The following is a 17212-nucleotide window of genomic DNA, read 5'->3' on the forward strand; positions in this document are numbered from 1 at the left end:
AACGCCCACTTAAAAAGTGAGCGTTTATATTGTTTTATGTTGAAGCTAATTAGTAACTCCACATATCTTGTTCAAAGTTTCTGATTTTATCTTTGATTCGTTCTGATTCTAAAAGTTGCATTAATGCATTTTCAGCCACATACTCTTTTACTTCTCTATCACCATAAACATTTTCTTCTTTGTAGATAATACCACTAAAGCGTCTGCTATTTAATAAATGATCGAAAGATAAAGGCACTGCGCTATTCTTATTATTGAAAGCTTTAGCCTCATGAAGAATATCTCTTATTTCTGGAAAAAACACCCAATACAAACCAATTGGTTCTTTATTCATTTCATCATCAGAGTCAATAAAATTCACATCTGGTGCTGCAGGTGCAATACCAAGAATACGATATTTTAATTCTCCTTGACGTTTATCAAAGTACCAAAGTCCTTTTACTAAATACGATTTAATGTCTGCTGGTCCAATCTCTCTACGAACTTTGTATTCTTCTGGTACAAGAGCTGTATCAGTAACACCTTCTGCATTCATCCAATCAATTCCTACATCAAGAACTCTTTCCATTACTAAAGCAGGTGCCAAATCCTCCATGGTACGTTCTTCAGTAAAATAGGCATCTGCATATACCTTTGGAATAGTGCCATTCTCGATATTTTCCTTTAATACCATATACAATGATTTTCTATCATCGCCTAAGTTATCTTCAATAGGAAAGTATAACGGAAAGTTAGCACGCTCATCTAGAACAATTTTTTCCCAAGTCATTTTAGAAAACAAAATATCTCTGTCTCCGACATATCCATATTCTAAAGGCTTATCGTTATCTAGAAGTAACTGCGCTTCAGTTTTCATACCAATTTCTTCTGGTATTTTTGCATTTAGGATATTAGCCTGAGCAAACATACTGTTTGCGGCTAAAACACCTATTCCTATACATAAAAAGCTTTTTAAATTCATCTTGTCGTTTATTATAATTTGGGATTTTCTTTTTAACTGCGATTAATTATCTTAGTTAGATACCTCAATTGTTACAGGAGATACACCCTTTAGATTATAACTAGAATTTCCAGTTATCTTCGCTTTAATATTAAAAATTGTAACTACATCACCAGTACGTGCTCTACCAATTGCTGCTTTAGCTTGACTGTTCATTTTAGTACCAGCAACATTTACTGTAGGCTGACCCGGAACTTTAACTTGGAATGATGTTACATTAATTGGTAAATCAAATACAAAGTCGTCTAACTTAGCACCAACAGTACCAATTTCTATATTTCTTTTTGGTAATCTTACCATACCATCTTGTCCTGAAATAGTACCAGTTGGCTTTGGAATATCTTTAATTCTAAAGGTTTTTTGATCACTAGCAGGTGAACCATCGTCTAAAGTAGCAGTTACATTAATTGTTACTTCTCTACCAGTACCTGGATTCATAACATATTTTCCACCACTACCTGCAGGTGATAGTCCAGCACCTGAAGCTCTTACTTTATTGTCTGGTACACCAGCAAAAGAAATAGTCATTGGGTTAGCAACACCACGATAAACAACGTTCATCTTATCTGCAGAAATTGTTGCAGAATTTGGTCTTGGTACAACCACATAGTTTGCTTTAATTGGAATTTTTAACTCTTCATTGTTTTCAATAAAAGTAAACTCACCATTAATTTCATGTTCACCAACATTACCAACATTAAAACCTAATGTTGCAGCACCTGTAGAATCAATTGCTTCACTTAGGTTAACCTCTTGTCCTTGAACCGTTAATGCTGTTGGCGGTACATTAGCATACTTACCAATTACAACTCTACCTTGAAACTGCTCTCCTGCAAAAAATGCAGACTTATCAGCTAATACAATGGCTTGATAGTTATTAAGTGTTGTTGCTTCAGAAACGATATTACCTAGAAATAAACTAAACATATCAGACTCTGTAACTCTAACATCATTCTGTAATGCTGTTAACTTAGTATAAGATGCAATCGCTGGGTAACCTTGAAAGTTATAGTTTAACCAATCGATTTTTTTACCATCTTTATTCTCTTCTTGTGCTGTACTAAATGTTTTTTCAAAAGCTTCAGCTCTACCTCTATAGCTCTCATCTTTAGCTAAGATATCATTGATTGCACTTTTGTACTGGTTTAAATTCGCCATTACTTCTTCGCCTTTTTTAGTAAGACGATCTCCTGTAAACCAAGCTTCATCAAGAATATCGGTTTTATCCATAGCTTCGAAAGGTAATTTACCGTTCTCATCTAATTCATATTCACCAGTTTCGATAATATCTCTTTTAAGGGACTCAAGATAAGTAAAGAACTTATCAGATGCTATTTTCACCTGTTGTGCTCTTGCCGCTGAAGCCTTAAATGCTTCAGGGTTTTCTTCTCCTTTTCTTTCTAGTTCGGCCAACAACATATCATTTCGTTCTGCCGTAGATTCATTCGCATCAGCAAATTTTGCTTCCATTAACCCAAATGCAGATAATACTTCTTTAGACATATTCATTGCCATCATAGCAATAAATACTAAGTACATTAAGTTAATCATTTTTTGCCTTGCGGATAGTTTTCCTCCTGCCATTTCTAATTAGTTTTTAATTGTTAATAATTAATTTTGATTATAAAAACCAATTAGTTTTTGTTCATTGCAGATAGCATACCACCATACACACCATTTAAAGATGATAAGTTAGAAGCTAAAGATTGCATTTGCTCTTTTAATTTAGTAGCATTTTCTACAGCTTCTTCATTAATTGCAGCTTGACGGTTTGCACTGTCCATTTGTACTTTATAAAGGCTATTTAAAGACTCCATTTGAGCTGCCGCTAAAGACATTTCTTCACTGTATTTCTTTTGTGCTGCCATTGAATCAACAGTTGGAGAGATTCCTTTTGCTGCTCCTTCAAAGTTTTTAATGCTATCTCCTAAGCTTGCCATAAGCGCACCATCAATTTTAGCATCTTTTAATAAGTTGTCTAATTTTTTAGATAACATTCCTTCAGCATCTTTTGGTGCCTCAACAGCTTTCTTTTTTGCTCCTAAGGTTTGTCCACCAGCTAATTCTGGATATACAAGTGACCAATCTAAGTCGTCTCCTTGCTTTTCAAATGCTGAAATTGTAAATACTAAAGCTTCAACAATCATACCTATAGTTAAAATAAGGGATGCATAAGGCCAGTGCTGAATTTTAAATAACGCTCCAAGGATTACAATTGCAGCTCCAAGTCCGTAGACCATATTCATTGTTGATAATTTCTTTTGTGCCATGATTTTTAAGTTTTTGTTTTCAAATGAGCTTGGTTAATTAATACTCATTTAGGATTAATATTTAGTTTTAAGTTAAGTTTAGGTTAATTTGTTGCTGCGTTTTTAGTGACTTCAGTTCCCATATAATCTTGAACTGTTCTAAATCCGATATAGCTTCTTGCAGAATCTGCATATTCATAATCTCTAGAGCTTACTTGTAAGAAATAAGCAACATCTTTCCAAGATCCACCTCTTACTACTTTACGAGCATTATCAGGATCGTTTACATTAGGATTAATTGATGAAGCATATTCATATGATGCAGGATCGTAAGAACCATTTACCCATTCTGAAACATTACCTGCCATATTATACAAGTTGAAATCATTAGGATCGTAAGCATCTGCTTCTACAGTATATAATGCCTGATCTGCAGCATAATCTCCACGTAATGGTTTAAAGTTTGCCATAAAACAACCTCTGTCGTTTTTAGTATATGGTCCACCCCAAGGATACGATGCTCCTTGTAAACCTCCACGTGCAGCATATTCCCACTCTGCTTCTGATGGTAATCTGTATGAGTTTACTGGTTGTCTACCTCTCTTCTTTCTATCGGCATTGTGATATAACGTTCTCCACTGACAGAACGCTTGCGCTTGCTTCCAAGATACACCTACAACCGGATAATCTCCATAAGCATCATGCCAAAAATAATCGTTATGCATTGGTTCATTATAAGAATATGCAAAATCTCTAATCCAAGCTGTTGTATCTGGATATACTTCAACTTCTTGCTGAACTACAACCTCAGATCGCTTTAACCCTCTATTTTTAGCGGCTTTTTGAATATCCATATAGGTATACTGGAACTTAAATTGCTTTACATCCCAAGTACGTTGACCATTATATGACTCTTCTAATGGTAAGTACATACCATCCATTACCTCAGCATACAATTCATCTGGATAGTCATCCGTGCTAAAGTGTAAATCTACGTCTCTATTAATTTTTCTTTGCTGATTACCATAGGTATTCACCATGTAGCTTTCGTAAGCGTTAAGATTTTCTGGATCTGCGTCTACATATGCAAATTCACCAATATCTCCATTTCCTGGTGTTTTACCTTCTAAGTCAGCCATCTCAGCTAATTTTAATCTTAGAGTAGAATCTCTTACCCACTCTACAAATTGACGATACTCGCTATTTGTAATCTCAGTTTCATCCATGTAAAATGCACGAACTGTTGCTGTTCTTGTTGGGGCATCTTGTACTCCAGCTAAATCATCATCTGATTTACCCATAATAAAAGCACCTCCAGGTACCAAGGTCATTCCATAGGGCTTTTCCGGGTGCCATTTTTTACCTTGTACACCAACCAATTGTCCACGATCACCAGAATTACAACTGGCTACCATAACTAGTACTGTGGTTAGTAAAATAAACTTCTTAATATTCATAGTAACTCTAGGTTAAATTAGTCCTTATTATTTTTGAGGTCGTAAACATATTTATATATTTCCGAATAAACAACTTTTTTTCTCTTTTTTTTACACTTCACCCTTAAAATAAGCATTTCGTCGATTAAACTTATGTTAAAATCCGATAAAATGCGCATTTCAAAAGCTATTTTTCCTGTAAGCTTTATACCAGCGTTCTGGTATTTCACCTTGAGTTGCATGCACATAATCGGAATGCATGCATGGTAATAACGTATGCTTTTTTAATTTATTATTAACGTTTGGCAAAAACGGAATCTCTATCCACCAACGACCTGTTTTTAAACTCTTATAAAATATTAATTCATCATTATCAACTAATACATTATACTTTTGGTAATGGTTTTCATTTTTAAAATCGTCATCTTTCACTCTACAATTAACTCCTTCTATAAAGTACCATATCATTTGTGCTACCAACATTGCGGTTGCACTATCATTCTTAGATACGTTATATTCATAAATACCAAAAGAGGTGACCTTATTACTTATACCAGCATACCTACTAATAGCACATATTTCTTTTCCTGAAAAACCATTTGGTGAATATTTCTGATTTTCACTTACCTCAGCAGCTCTAACTGATTTTAAATCTACTGAAACAATATGCGCATCTCGCATTAACGGTTCTACTCTACTTATGTCTCCAGAAATCTCTCCTAATCGGTAGGCCTCAAAGTACAGCTTTTCTATGAGATCTATTTCTTCTTGGGAGTTAAAGTATGTTTGATATCCTATTGTTGTGTAATTAAACAAATTATAGGGCTCTTCTACAATGACTTTACCTACATAACTATTATTCTTTATAGGAAGGTTGGCATCACCTAAATCAAAATTTGTATCTACACTTACAACGTTAACCATTGGTAGAATAGAATCGTACGCACGGTAATTGGCATACGTTAAATCTTGACTTCCTCCCAACACAATAGGTATAATGCCTTTTTCTACCAAAACAGTAATTGCAGTGCGAATTGCAAAATAAGTATCTTCAACTGTTTCGCCTGGTTCAATATCACCAAGGTCTGCTATTGTAGTATGCCAATTTCCAGGAAATAGCGTGTAAAGTGTTTTTCGAATCGTATCGAAATTAATAGGAGCACCTATATAATTAACATCATTTCTATTTTCTTGAACTCCGATAATCGCCATTTGAACGTCTTCCAAATCTGGAATTCCGTTTTGACGCGAATGAACCTTGATTTTTTTTCCTAGCGCTTGTTGCGCTGTTAGTTCGTTATGAGCTAAAATCGCATCTGAAACAGGCGTAAGGAAATTAAAATTCATACTCAATTACTTCTTTTTTGTGGTCGTTTTTTTCTTTGTAGCCGTCTTCTTCTTTGTTGCTTTCTTTTTGGTAGTTTTCTTTTTTGGCGCATTTTTTTCGAGAATGCCTAATGCTTTCTCTAGCGTCATTTTACTCACATCTACCGTTTTGGCTAACTCTACTTTTTGTTTACCCTTAATAATGTTATGTCTTCCCCAACGTGCTTTCTCTACTCTTACACCTTCATCTTCCCAGTTATGAATAACCTTATCAATTTCTTTTTGTATCTTTTCTTCGATCAAAGTTACAATGTCTTCTTCAGATAAATTATCCCAATCGTACTTTTTATTCACATTTATAAACATATTGTTCCATTTTATAAATGGCCCAAAACGTCCTTTACCTTTGGTAACCTCTAAATCTTTATACATATATATAGGAGCATCTGCTAATTCTTTCTCCTTAATATATATCATTGCTTCATCCATATCAACACTCAACGGATCTACTCCTTTTGGAAGCGATACAAACTTTTTCCCAAAACGAACATAAGGTCCAAAACGACCGTTGTTAACTTCTACTTCTTCCTCCTTATAATGACCAAGTGCTTTTGGAAGCTTAAATAAATCCATAGCCTCTTCATACGTAATGGAATTTAATTGTTGGTCTGGCGATAATGACGCAAACTTTGGTTTTTCCTCCTCGTCTTGAACACCAAGCTGAACCATAGGCCCAAACTTCCCTAAACGCACACTAACTTGTCTACCTGTTTTTGGATCTGTACCTAAAATACGTTCTCCAGACTCGCGTTCAGCATTTTCTTGCACATCTTCAACTTGTGGATGAAAGCCTTTATAGAAATCTTTCATCATTTCTCGCCAATCTTCTTTTCCTTCCGCAATATCATCAAACTTATCTTCTACTTTAGCAGTAAAGTTGTAATCTAATATGCTTTCAAAATGATTCACTAAGAAATCAGTAACAATCATACCAATATCTGTTGGCACCAATTTACCTTTATTAGAACCTGTTTGTTCTGATAGTGTATTGTCTTTTATCTTTTGATCTTCAAAAACTAATTGCTTGTAAGTTCTCTGGTCACCTTCATGCGTTCCTTTTTCAATATAGTTTCTATTCTGAATGGTAGAAATTGTTGGTGCATACGTTGACGGACGACCAATACCTAATTCTTCTAATTGCTTTACTAATGAGGCTTCAGTAAATCTTGCCGGAGGTCTTGTAAAACGTTCGGTTGCTGTAATATATTTATTTTGAAGTGCCTCACCTACTTTTAAATCTGGCAAAATACCTTCTTGCTCAGTATCTTCATCATCGGTTCCTTCTAAATAGACTTTAAGGAATCCTTCAAATGTTATGATTTCACCATTTGCAGTGAATTGCTCACTAATCTTATTTTCTGCATTAATCTGAATTTTAAGGTTGGTACGTTCCAATTTTGCATCACTCATTTGAGATGCAATAGCTCGTTTCCAGATTAAATCGTACAATCTTGCCTGATCGCGCTCTGCATTAACAGTATGATTTGAAAAATCTGTTGGTCTAATTGCTTCGTGTGCTTCTTGTGCTCCTTTAGATTTTCCTTTATAATTTTTTGGGTTACTAAACTTAGAACCATAGGCCGAAATAATTTCGTTCTCCGCTCCTTTTTTAGCTTCATCAGATAAATTAACACTATCTGTTCTCATATAAGTAATAAGACCAGCTTCGTACAAACGTTGTGCATTTTGCATCGTTCTACTCACAGAAAATCCTAATTTACGTGACGCTTCTTGCTGAAGTGTTGACGTTGTAAATGGCGCAGCAGGTGATTTTTTTGCTGGTTTCTTTTGTAAATCTGAAACTTCGTAAGATGCTCCTATATTATCATTTAAAAATTTTAAGGCTTCTTTTTCTGAACTAAAATTCTTAGGTAATTTTGCTTTGAATGAATTGCCGTTTTCATTTGTAAACTCTGCATCCACTCTATACGATGCTTTTGCTTCAAAAGCTTGTACAGCGCGTTCACGTTCTACAATTAAACGTACAGAAACCGACTGTACACGACCAGCAGATAAGCCACCTTTCACTTTTCTCCATAAAACCGGAGATAATTCATAACCTACAATACGGTCTAAAACACGTCTTGCTTGTTGTGCATCTACTAAGTTATAATCTATACTCCTTGGATTTTCAATGGCTTTATTAATCGCGCTTTTAGTAATCTCATGAAATACAATTCGCTTCGTTTTATCTTTATCTAATTTTAAAGTTTCTGCCAAATGCCAAGCAATAGCCTCTCCTTCCCGATCCTCATCACTCGCTAACCATACAATATCCGCTTTTTTTGCTAATTCTTTTAGTTTTTTAACGACATCCTTTTTGTCCTTAGACACCTGATAATTAGGCATAAAGTCTCCTTCGACATCTACCCCTAATTCTTTGGATGGTAAATCTGCAATGTGTCCAAAACTGGACTCCACTTTAAAATCTTTACCTAAAAATTTTTCAATAGTTTTAGCCTTTGCAGGTGACTCAACAATAACGAGATTTTTTGACATTCTTAAAATTTTGCGTTTACAAATGTATGTGAAAATTAAGATACAAACCTAATTTGGTCGTAAATACCATACATTTTAACGCAATTAAATGAATGTAAAACACAGAAAAAGCCTTACGATTTGCAAGGCTTTTAGGATTAAAAAAAATATTTAATCTTATTTAATAGACATATAAAATAGGTTCTGATAAACCTTCAATGTTTAACAAAACTTCATTTGAGCCATCTACCTGTAACTGTGTTAAATTAAATGGCTCCGTTTTTTCTATAACTGTTAAGCAGTCTTCATTATTAGTAAGTGTCAGTTTTAAATAACGTTGTGGAGGCATCGACTCAGCAATATTTTCTGAATCTATTAACGATAAATCCCAAGAACTACCATCGCAGCCACTTGAACTGATATTAAACACTAAACAATGACCATATAAGTTAACATCTAATACATCATAATGATCCGATTCTGCATTGTCATATGTTTCATTATTACTTACGACCACTAATCCACATGATTTCGTTGACAAATCATCTTCATCACATTGAAAATTCAGCAACAATAAACAAAACAAAGAAAATACTGTGATTTTTTTCAAACTCATAAAACTGTTTCTTTATAGATGCATAATTTGATAAAGGGTTGCGTTAAAAGGTAGATAATTGCTCAATTCGCCTCATTTGATCATTGTCATTATCAAATCCAACCACGTCCTTATAAATAAAATAAGATGGCAACTGAACAAACGAAGTTGTGACGTAGACACCAAAACCACACATTAAAAAACCAATTACTATTGCTAAAAACCCAGAGATAAACATAAGACCGAAAGCAAGCAACCATTTTTTATTACCGAGATCAAACCCCAATTTAATGATTTCCGATATGGATAAATCTGGATTAAAAGCATAGACAATAACGACAAAAGATAGTGGCACTATGACGTATAGAATGGGTAGAAAACATAACATAGCCGCTAAAAGCGAAATGCCTGAATACGCAACTCCCAACTTAATCGTTTTAACTAAATACGGTTTTTTGAAGAAATAAAAATAATCTTCTTTACCTAGTTGTTCTAAGTCTTTAAGTTGACATATACGATAAAATGCTGCTTTTAATCCAAGCCCAATGGCACTCATGGCTACTATCATAAAAGCATAAACTAACACAACCACAATAACCATAACAACACTCATACCTGCGTGACCATAAGAATCATAATTACTATCAAAAGTAAAAGCACTAACAAAACCAAAGAACAATAGCGGTATATAAACAATCATTATTACTGGTATGGCCAACACCATATTTAATAGTAAAATCACCAAGCCTTGTACCCAAACTTTTTTAAACAACGCTATAGATTGATTAAATATAAGCCCAAAGTCTAAAGCATTCGCATCGTCAATTCGACCTTTAATTTCTGTACTATTCATTTTTATTTATTTGGTTAGTTCGCCAAAAGAAATCTATTTTCTTTACATATTCAAAAAAACTTTAGCCTTACGACTTTTAAGGTTTAATAAAACATTATAACTGCCACTTTGTCACAATCAATAAAATAGTATTACCTTTGCATGCTTATTGAGATTTAGAAGTATTCACTATAACTGATGGAAAAAATAATAGACGAAAATAAACAAGGAGAAACCCTAGTCATAGACAAAAAAGAAGGCAACCAACGCAAACTATTCATTGAGAGTTACGGCTGTGCAATGAATTTTAGTGACAGCGAAATTGTAGCTTCCATTCTTTCTGAACAAGGTTTCAACACAACACAAACCCTTGAAGAAGCAGATCTTGTTTTAGTTAACACCTGCTCTATTAGAGATAAAGCAGAGCAAACCGTTAGAAAGCGATTGCAAGAATATAATGCTGTAAAGCGTATTAACCCAAAAATGAAAGTTGGTGTTTTGGGCTGTATGGCAGAACGTCTAAAAACGAAATTTTTAGATGAAGAGAAAATCGTGGATTTGGTTGTAGGACCAGATGCTTACAAGGATTTACCTAATTTGCTTGCCGAAGTTGAAGAAGGAAGAGACGCCATTAACGTTATTCTTTCTAAAGAAGAAACTTATGGAGATATTTCACCCGTAAGGCTTAACACCAATGGCATAACGGCATTTGTTTCAATAACTCGTGGTTGTGATAATATGTGTACGTTCTGTGTTGTTCCATTTACACGTGGAAGAGAACGTAGTAGAGATCCACAAAGTATTATTGAAGAAGTTAATGATTTATGGTCTAAAGGGTTTAGAGAAATCACCCTTCTAGGACAAAACGTAGATAGTTATCTTTGGTATGGAGGAGGCTTGAAAAAAGATTTTAATAACGCTTCTGATCTTCAAAAAGCTACAGCTGTAAATTTTGCTAAACTTTTAGAGTTATGTGCTAAGGCTCAGCCAAAAATGCGAATCCGATTTTCTACGTCTAATCCACAAGATTTTACCATGGATGTTATTGAAACCATGGCGAAGTACGATAATATATGTAAACACATTCATTTACCTGTACAAAGCGGAAGCGATCGTATTTTAAAAGAAATGAATCGTTTGCACACGCGTGAGGAATATTTTGAAATTATCGATAATATAAAACGATTAATTCCTGAATGCTCAATCAGTGTAGATTTAATCGCTGGTTTTCCAACAGAAACAGAAGAAGATCATCAAGACACCTTATCTTTAATGGAATATGTAAAGTATAATTTTGGTTATATGTTTACCTATTCTGAACGTCCAGGAACATTAGCTGGTCGTAAAATGGAAGATGATGTCCCAGAAAAAATTAAAAAACGTCGACTAAGCGAAATTATTCAATTAGAACGTAAGTATAGCGCGATGAATACTAGATCTCACCTTAATAAAACGGTAGAAGTCTTAATTGAAAAGGCCTCAAAAAAATCGGATTTAGAATGGTCTGGAAGAACCTCAGACAATACGGTTGCTGTTTTCCCTAAGGAACATTATAAAGTTGGAGATTTTGTTAATGTGTTAATTACAGATTGCACAAGTGCTACGCTTATTGGAAAAGCCGTAGGTTATTCAAAAAACAATTAACATGAAATTCACGTTTTATATCGTATTATTTGCAGTTTTATTTTCATGTAACACTGATGACATTCAAGATTCTGAAAATGAAACTCCAAACACGCTAATTATAAAACACATCAAAGATATTGGAGACAATAATGAGCGTAATTTTTATTTCGATATAAACGGAAGGTTAGATTCTATAACAGATACTAGTGCGCTTTCTGCGTATAATTATATTCTGTCTAAATTTGAATATTCAAACGACGATAAATTAATAAGTTCATATCACACCTATGGGACTGAAGAGTCATTTGCAGACCTAACCTATACTAGTACTGATATTTCTAATTATCACTATGTCACATTTGGTTATCAAACGGATGCTAACATTATCATAGATAATAACACCATTAATTATAATGACCTATTAGAATCAGGTATAGAAGAAGATGATTTAAATATTCAATGGACATTTAGTTTAGATAATTTAAAGTATTTAACACAAAAGAAGTCCACCTTGATAAACAATGATAACTCGGTATGGAATATAACAGATTATGAATATGATGCCAATTTCAACATGATTGAAAGTCATACCACCATAAATTTTGGTTCTCAAGCTGATTACAGTAATACTTTTACCTATGACGACAAAAAAAATCCGATTGCTGAAACTATGGACAATTACAAATTAGCACTTTACTTTATGGATGACTATAACATTGTAGACATGTCACCAAATAATGTGTTAAGTAAAACCGATGCTCAAGGGGTCACAGACGTGTATACTTATATATACAACAATGATAATTATCCTGTTTCTGCAACAATTACGAATACAGTTACAGGCGAAGTTACAAACACAATAACCTATTCGTATTACTAGCTTCAAGGCATAACTGAATAATTTAGAAAACTATTTAATTGATAGGTTATTCGAAATAAAAAAGAGATTACCAACAACTAAATTCTTATAGCTATGAGAAGTAAAAAAAATAAAACATCAATGAAAAAATTAGCCTTAGTATTATTCACGTTAACTTTAATTACCTCTTGTAATATTGAGCCTTTAGACTCGGCTTACAACCAAGAAGGAGGTGGTAACCAAGGAGGAGGTAGCGAGAGCGCTGACTTATCCATGTCGGTTTATGAATTAGATACAAAGATTAATGTGGTGTTTTTTGGAGCTCCTATTGAAACGATTACCAATTCAGAATTACATATTTCTAATAATAAAATTGCATCTGGAACCAACGCATTATCTGCTAATGGAAGCCCATTTGAAAACGAAGATGTCATTATAACCCGAAATAGTTCAGGACAAATTATTAACGATAAATCTGTAAATTCAGCAGGAGTTACTACAAACGAAACTGTTATAACCTACACCAATGGAGTTGTTTCTAATATAACATATGATTATTATGATAACGACGAAGACGATTACAACTACAACTTCACATACGACGGAAACATAATTACAAGAACAGAACCTGGCTCTACTATTTCTACGCAATTTACAGTAGACGGACAAGATCGTGTTATTAAAAAAGAATCGTTTGATGGAGAATTTTCTATTCAGACTGAAACAGTTGCTTACAATGCCGCAGGTAATATTACTAGTAGCACAACTACTGGTGAAACACAAAGCAATACAACGTATCAGTTTGACGATAAATCAAACCCATTACAAGTCATTTATGAAGACAATTACATTTTAACCTTTTTGAAGGATGATTATTCAGATGAAATTGGAGGTCAAATTGCACAATTTCTTTCTACAAACAATTGGAATGGAGCTTCATTCAATGGTACAGCGTTTAATTTTGATTTAGAATACAATACTGCTGGCAGAATAAAAAGTAGAGATATCGCTTATAATTTCGGCCCTGAATTATCTTTTGAGTTCAACGAAGTATTTTCATATATTAATTAAAGATGGAATCTATACAAGCCATAAAACAACGTTTCGGTATTATAGGAAACGACCCTAAACTTAATCGTTCTATTGAGAAAGCGATTCAAGTTGCACCTACTGATATTTCGGTTTTAGTAACAGGAGAAAGTGGTGTAGGAAAAGAGAGTATCCCAAAAATAATACACCAATTATCACACAGAAAACACGGTAAATATATTGCAGTGAACTGTGGTGCTATTCCCGAAGGCACCATTGATAGTGAGCTATTTGGACACGAAAAAGGAGCCTTTACAGGAGCTACATCAACGCGTTCTGGGTATTTTGAAGTTGCAGATGAAGGCACCATTTTTTTAGATGAAGTGGGTGAATTACCATTAACAACCCAAGTGCGTTTATTACGTGTCTTAGAAAATGGAGAATTTATTAAAGTAGGTTCTAGTAAGGTTCAAAAAACCAATGTTAGAATTGTGGCAGCGACAAATATTAATATGTTTGAAGCTATTAAAAAAGAAAAATTCAGGGAAGATTTATATTACAGACTAAGTACTGTTGAAATTAACTTACCACCTTTAAGAGATCGTAAAGACGATATTCATTTGTTATTCAGAAAATTTGCCAGTGATTTTGCATTAAAATATAAGATGCCAACGGTTAAATTAACTGATGACGCCATTAGCTTACTAGTAAAATATAGGTGGAATGGAAATATTAGACAATTACGAAATGTGGCAGAACAAGTTTCTGTTTTAGAGCAAGATCGTACTATAAACGGTAATACAATTCAGAATTATTTACCTAACACTGGCAGTAATTTACCAGCCATAGTGAATACGTCTAAATCTGAAAGTGATTTTAGTAGTGAACGTGAAATTTTATACAAAGTTTTATTTGACATGAAAGGAGATCTCAGCGATCTTAAAAAACTCACCATGGAACTTATGAAAAAAGGAAGTAATTCCGATGTTCAAAAAGACAACGAGCATTTAATTCAGAAAATATATGGCGAAGATAAGGATGAAGCGTTTGAAGCTGCAGTTGAAGATTTAGAAATATTATCAATTCCAGAACACAAAGAAACTATAGAAGAAATTGAGCCCGAAACGGAAGACAAATATCATTTTGCTGAAGAAATTGAAGAAGAGGAAACCTTATCTTTACACGATAAAGAATTAGAGTTAATTAAAAAATCATTAGAACGCCATAGCGGAAAACGTAAATTAGCTGCCGCAGAATTAGGCATTAGTGAACGAACACTCTACAGAAAAATTAAACAATTTGATCTTTAAGAAAAGTTTATGACAGCAACAATAAGATACTAATCTTTTTGAAGTTGATAACTCTAAAGAAACCAAACATCTATTAAATGAACGCATTCAAATATCTTTTTATAATTGCCATTTGCCTTTTATCCTTTGGTTGTAAGGTGAACTATTCTTTTACAGGAATTACAGAAACACCAGAAACGTTTCAGGTTAATTTCTTTCAGAATAATGCCGATTTGGTAGAACCTGGTTTGGATAGAGACTTTACAGATGCACTTCAAGTCCGTATTTTAAATCAAACTAGTGCTCAACTCGTACTCTCAGGAGGAGAAGTTATTTATGAAGGTGAAATTGTAGAATACCGTATTTCACCAATGACCGCTACAGCTGAGAATACAGCTGCTCAAAACAGATTAACTATAAGTGTCAATGTACGTTATATTAACACTAAAGATGAAGAAAAAGATTTGGAGCAACGTTTTTCCTTTTTTTATGATTATCCTGCAGCAGCACAGCTTTCAGGAAGTATAAAAGACACTGCTTTCGATGAAATTTTAGAACGACTCACACAAGACATTCTCAACGCTACATTAGCAGATTGGTAAAACTATGCAGCTTCAAGACCTTACATATTTATTACAACACCCAGAAGCCATTACAGCATCTCAGACCGAAACGCTTTCTTCGGCAATTAAAGAGTATCCTTATTTTCAACCTTTAAGAGCTTTATACCTTAAAGGCTTAAAACAGAAGGAAAGTTATAAATACAATAATGCTTTAAAAATCACAGCTGCTCATACTACAGATCGCAGTGTGCTTTTCGAATATATTACGTCGGCTGTTTTCAATCAAAATGAAATATCTGAACAAATAAAACAGAATACAGAATATATAAAAGCTATAGAAGTTAATGAAGTAGATGATATTTCTGTTAATAAAAGCGTTACTATAGATGATGCTTTAAAAGAACACATTAAGGCAACAGAAGGTGTTTTAGATCCAGGACTATTTGAGGTAAAACCATTACCAAAACCTCGATTAGAACCAAAAATTGAAGATTCAATTATTGCTGTTGATGTTAAAAACATAACACCAGAAAAAGAACTCGAAATTGGGAAACCTTTAGAATTTGATAAAACTGAAAATCATTCATTTACAGAATGGCTAAAAATTACGAGTTTTAAACCTATAAACAGAGATAAAAATGAAGCTAAAGTTGATTCAGAACTAGAATCTGAAACAGAAATTGAGGCAGAAAATGACGTTTCAAAACCCGAAACCGAATCTCCACTTGACAAAAAACTAGCTCTTATAGATAAGTTTATAACCGAAAACCCAAAGATTAAACCCATCTCTGACAACACACCAAAGCCTAAGCTAGTTAACAATGACAACGCTATTTCAGACAGTTTAATGACTGAAACTTTGGCACGAATATATTTAGAACAAAAAAACTATGATAAGGCAATTCAATCTTACAAAATTTTAAGTTTGAAATATCCAGAAAAAAGTAGTTTCTTTGCACACCAAATAAAATTGGTACAAGAGTTAAAAGATAATAATACAAAATAAAATGAGTGCATTTTCAATTTTTCTAATACTAATCGTAATCGTTGCCTTCTTACTTGTTATAGTAATTATGGTACAAAACCCTAAAGGCGGAGGTTTATCATCATCTTTTGGTGGTGGTGGCACACAGCAAATGGGTGGAGTTCAAAAAACTGGTGACTTTTTAGATAAGAGTACATGGTTTTTAGCAACAGCATTAATCGTTTTAATCTTAGCATCTAATTTAACCATTAATTCTGGTGGAAACATCGAATCTAAGGCTTACGATGCAGACGAAACAACAGAAATGCCAATGTCGACTCCAGCACCTACAACTAACGATGCAGGAACCTCAGAAGATACATCAGGACAATAACAAGGTTATTTCCATAAATACATGAAGCCAACTTTTTTAAGTTGGCTTTTTTTATTCTATAACGTTCGACAATTAGGGTCTGAAACTTTGTCAGACTTTCTGCCTTGGCATAATTTTCGAACTAAACCAACCTGCCTGTCAAAGGACAGTAGCATTAATAATTAAACAACTAAAAACATATAACAAATGGGCTTAAACATTAAACCATTAGCAGATCGTGTTCTTGTAGAACCAAAGGAGGCCGAAACTAAAACAGCTTCAGGTATTATTATTCCAGATAATGCAAAAGAAAAACCACAAAAAGGAACTGTAATTGCCATTGGTAATGGTAAAAAAGACGAACCTTTAACGGTAAAGGTTGGTGACACTGTTCTCTATGGAAAATACGGAGGCACTGAGCTTAAGTTAGAAGGCAAAGATTATTTAATGATGCGTGAGAGCGATATTCTTGCAATTATTTAACCATAACAAACTTAAATTCTGTCATTCCGCACTTGATGCGGAATCCAAAA

The 17212-nt window shown here is 33.8% G+C and carries 16 protein-coding genes; 8 read left to right on the forward strand and 8 right to left on the reverse strand.

The window, feature by feature from the left end; all coding sequences use genetic code 11:
• Window positions 1-49: 49 nt before the first annotated feature.
• The 8 genes from gldN to K1X16_RS02990 form a co-directional block, all read right to left on the reverse strand.
• Window positions 50-961, reverse strand: coding sequence for a gliding motility protein GldN (gene gldN, locus K1X16_RS02955; RefSeq protein WP_195869661.1), 912 nt, complete (start codon window positions 959-961; stop codon window positions 50-52).
• Window positions 962-1012: 51 nt separating this feature from the next.
• Window positions 1013-2584 carry a gliding motility protein GldM gene (gene gldM, locus K1X16_RS02960; protein WP_195869662.1) on the reverse strand — a complete coding sequence of 524 codons (1572 nt, stop codon included), beginning with the start codon at window positions 2582-2584 and terminating at the stop codon, window positions 1013-1015.
• A 50-nt stretch (window positions 2585-2634) separates the two neighbouring features.
• Entirely contained in the window at window positions 2635-3270 is a 636-nt protein-coding gene (gene gldL, locus K1X16_RS02965) for a gliding motility protein GldL (RefSeq protein ID WP_195869663.1), read from the reverse strand.
• Between the two features lie 83 nt (window positions 3271-3353).
• On the reverse strand, window positions 3354-4706 hold the full coding sequence (gene gldK, locus K1X16_RS02970) for a gliding motility lipoprotein GldK (RefSeq protein ID WP_195869664.1): 1353 nt from the start codon (window positions 4704-4706) through the stop codon (window positions 3354-3356).
• Window positions 4707-4865: 159 nt separating this feature from the next.
• Window positions 4866-6032 (reverse strand): formimidoylglutamase, encoded by a 1167-nt coding sequence (locus tag K1X16_RS02975; protein WP_225034987.1) that lies wholly within the window; start codon window positions 6030-6032, stop codon window positions 4866-4868.
• Between the two features lie 6 nt (window positions 6033-6038).
• Entirely contained in the window at window positions 6039-8570 is a 2532-nt protein-coding gene (gene topA / locus K1X16_RS02980) for a type I DNA topoisomerase (RefSeq protein WP_195869666.1), read from the reverse strand.
• A 160-nt stretch (window positions 8571-8730) separates the two neighbouring features.
• Window positions 8731-9165, reverse strand: coding sequence for a hypothetical protein (locus K1X16_RS02985; protein WP_225034988.1), 435 nt, complete (start codon window positions 9163-9165; stop codon window positions 8731-8733).
• Between the two features lie 43 nt (window positions 9166-9208).
• Entirely contained in the window at window positions 9209-9997 is a 789-nt protein-coding gene (locus tag K1X16_RS02990; protein ID WP_225034989.1) for a hypothetical protein, read from the reverse strand.
• 177 nt (window positions 9998-10174) lie between these two features.
• Here K1X16_RS02990 and miaB point away from each other — a divergent pair, with 177 nt between their 5' ends.
• The 8 genes from miaB to groES all read left to right on the forward strand — a co-directional run bounded on the left by miaB (window position 10175) and on the right by groES (window position 17162).
• Window positions 10175-11620: a tRNA (N6-isopentenyl adenosine(37)-C2)-methylthiotransferase MiaB gene (miaB, locus tag K1X16_RS02995; RefSeq protein WP_195869669.1), complete on the forward strand. Its 1446-nt coding sequence runs from the start codon at window positions 10175-10177 to the stop codon at window positions 11618-11620.
• 1 nt (window position 11621) lies between these two features.
• On the forward strand, window positions 11622-12482 hold the full coding sequence (locus tag K1X16_RS03000) for a hypothetical protein (protein WP_225034990.1): 861 nt from the start codon (window positions 11622-11624) through the stop codon (window positions 12480-12482).
• A 120-nt stretch (window positions 12483-12602) separates the two neighbouring features.
• Window positions 12603-13532, forward strand: coding sequence for a hypothetical protein (locus tag K1X16_RS03005; RefSeq protein ID WP_225034991.1), 930 nt, complete (start codon window positions 12603-12605; stop codon window positions 13530-13532).
• A gap of 2 nt (window positions 13533-13534) precedes the next feature.
• On the forward strand, window positions 13535-14800 hold the full coding sequence (locus K1X16_RS03010) for a sigma 54-interacting transcriptional regulator (protein ID WP_195869672.1): 1266 nt from the start codon (window positions 13535-13537) through the stop codon (window positions 14798-14800).
• A gap of 77 nt (window positions 14801-14877) precedes the next feature.
• Window positions 14878-15381: an LptE family protein gene (locus K1X16_RS03015; protein ID WP_225034992.1), complete on the forward strand. Its 504-nt coding sequence runs from the start codon at window positions 14878-14880 to the stop codon at window positions 15379-15381.
• Between the two features lie 4 nt (window positions 15382-15385).
• A complete protein-coding gene (locus K1X16_RS03020; RefSeq protein WP_195869674.1) occupies window positions 15386-16348 on the forward strand; it encodes a hypothetical protein in 963 nt (320 codons plus the stop codon).
• Window position 16349: 1 nt separating this feature from the next.
• A complete protein-coding gene (gene secG, locus K1X16_RS03025) occupies window positions 16350-16700 on the forward strand; it encodes a preprotein translocase subunit SecG (RefSeq protein WP_195869675.1) in 351 nt (116 codons plus the stop codon).
• A gap of 186 nt (window positions 16701-16886) precedes the next feature.
• Window positions 16887-17162, forward strand: a complete 276-nt coding sequence (gene groES / locus K1X16_RS03030) for a co-chaperone GroES (RefSeq protein ID WP_195869676.1) — start codon at window positions 16887-16889, stop codon at window positions 17160-17162.
• Window positions 17163-17212 lie beyond the last annotated feature (50 nt).

This window comes from Winogradskyella sp. SM1960 (genome assembly GCF_020179375.1).
In the GTDB taxonomy this organism is placed as follows: domain Bacteria; phylum Bacteroidota; class Bacteroidia; order Flavobacteriales; family Flavobacteriaceae; genus Winogradskyella; species Winogradskyella marina.

Coding starts and splice junctions, on each gene's coding strand:
- gldN (WP_195869661.1), bottom strand. CDS start 961: ATGAATTTAAAAAGCTTTTTATGTATAGGAATAGGTGTTTTAGCCGCA.
- gldM (WP_195869662.1), bottom strand. CDS start 2,584: ATGGCAGGAGGAAAACTATCCGCAAGGCAAAAAATGATTAACTTAATG.
- gldL (WP_195869663.1), bottom strand. CDS start 3,270: ATGGCACAAAAGAAATTATCAACAATGAATATGGTCTACGGACTTGGA.
- gldK (WP_195869664.1), bottom strand. CDS start 4,706: ATGAATATTAAGAAGTTTATTTTACTAACCACAGTACTAGTTATGGTA.
- K1X16_RS02975 (WP_225034987.1), bottom strand. CDS start 6,032: ATGAATTTTAATTTCCTTACGCCTGTTTCAGATGCGATTTTAGCTCAT.
- topA (WP_195869666.1), bottom strand. CDS start 8,570: ATGTCAAAAAATCTCGTTATTGTTGAGTCACCTGCAAAGGCTAAAACT.
- K1X16_RS02985 (WP_225034988.1), bottom strand. CDS start 9,165: ATGAGTTTGAAAAAAATCACAGTATTTTCTTTGTTTTGTTTATTGTTG.
- K1X16_RS02990 (WP_225034989.1), bottom strand. CDS start 9,997: ATGAATAGTACAGAAATTAAAGGTCGAATTGACGATGCGAATGCTTTA.
- miaB (WP_195869669.1), top strand. CDS start 10,175: ATGGAAAAAATAATAGACGAAAATAAACAAGGAGAAACCCTAGTCATA.
- K1X16_RS03000 (WP_225034990.1), top strand. CDS start 11,622: ATGAAATTCACGTTTTATATCGTATTATTTGCAGTTTTATTTTCATGT.
- K1X16_RS03005 (WP_225034991.1), top strand. CDS start 12,603: ATGAAAAAATTAGCCTTAGTATTATTCACGTTAACTTTAATTACCTCT.
- K1X16_RS03010 (WP_195869672.1), top strand. CDS start 13,535: ATGGAATCTATACAAGCCATAAAACAACGTTTCGGTATTATAGGAAAC.
- K1X16_RS03015 (WP_225034992.1), top strand. CDS start 14,878: ATGAACGCATTCAAATATCTTTTTATAATTGCCATTTGCCTTTTATCC.
- K1X16_RS03020 (WP_195869674.1), top strand. CDS start 15,386: ATGCAGCTTCAAGACCTTACATATTTATTACAACACCCAGAAGCCATT.
- secG (WP_195869675.1), top strand. CDS start 16,350: ATGAGTGCATTTTCAATTTTTCTAATACTAATCGTAATCGTTGCCTTC.
- groES (WP_195869676.1), top strand. CDS start 16,887: ATGGGCTTAAACATTAAACCATTAGCAGATCGTGTTCTTGTAGAACCA.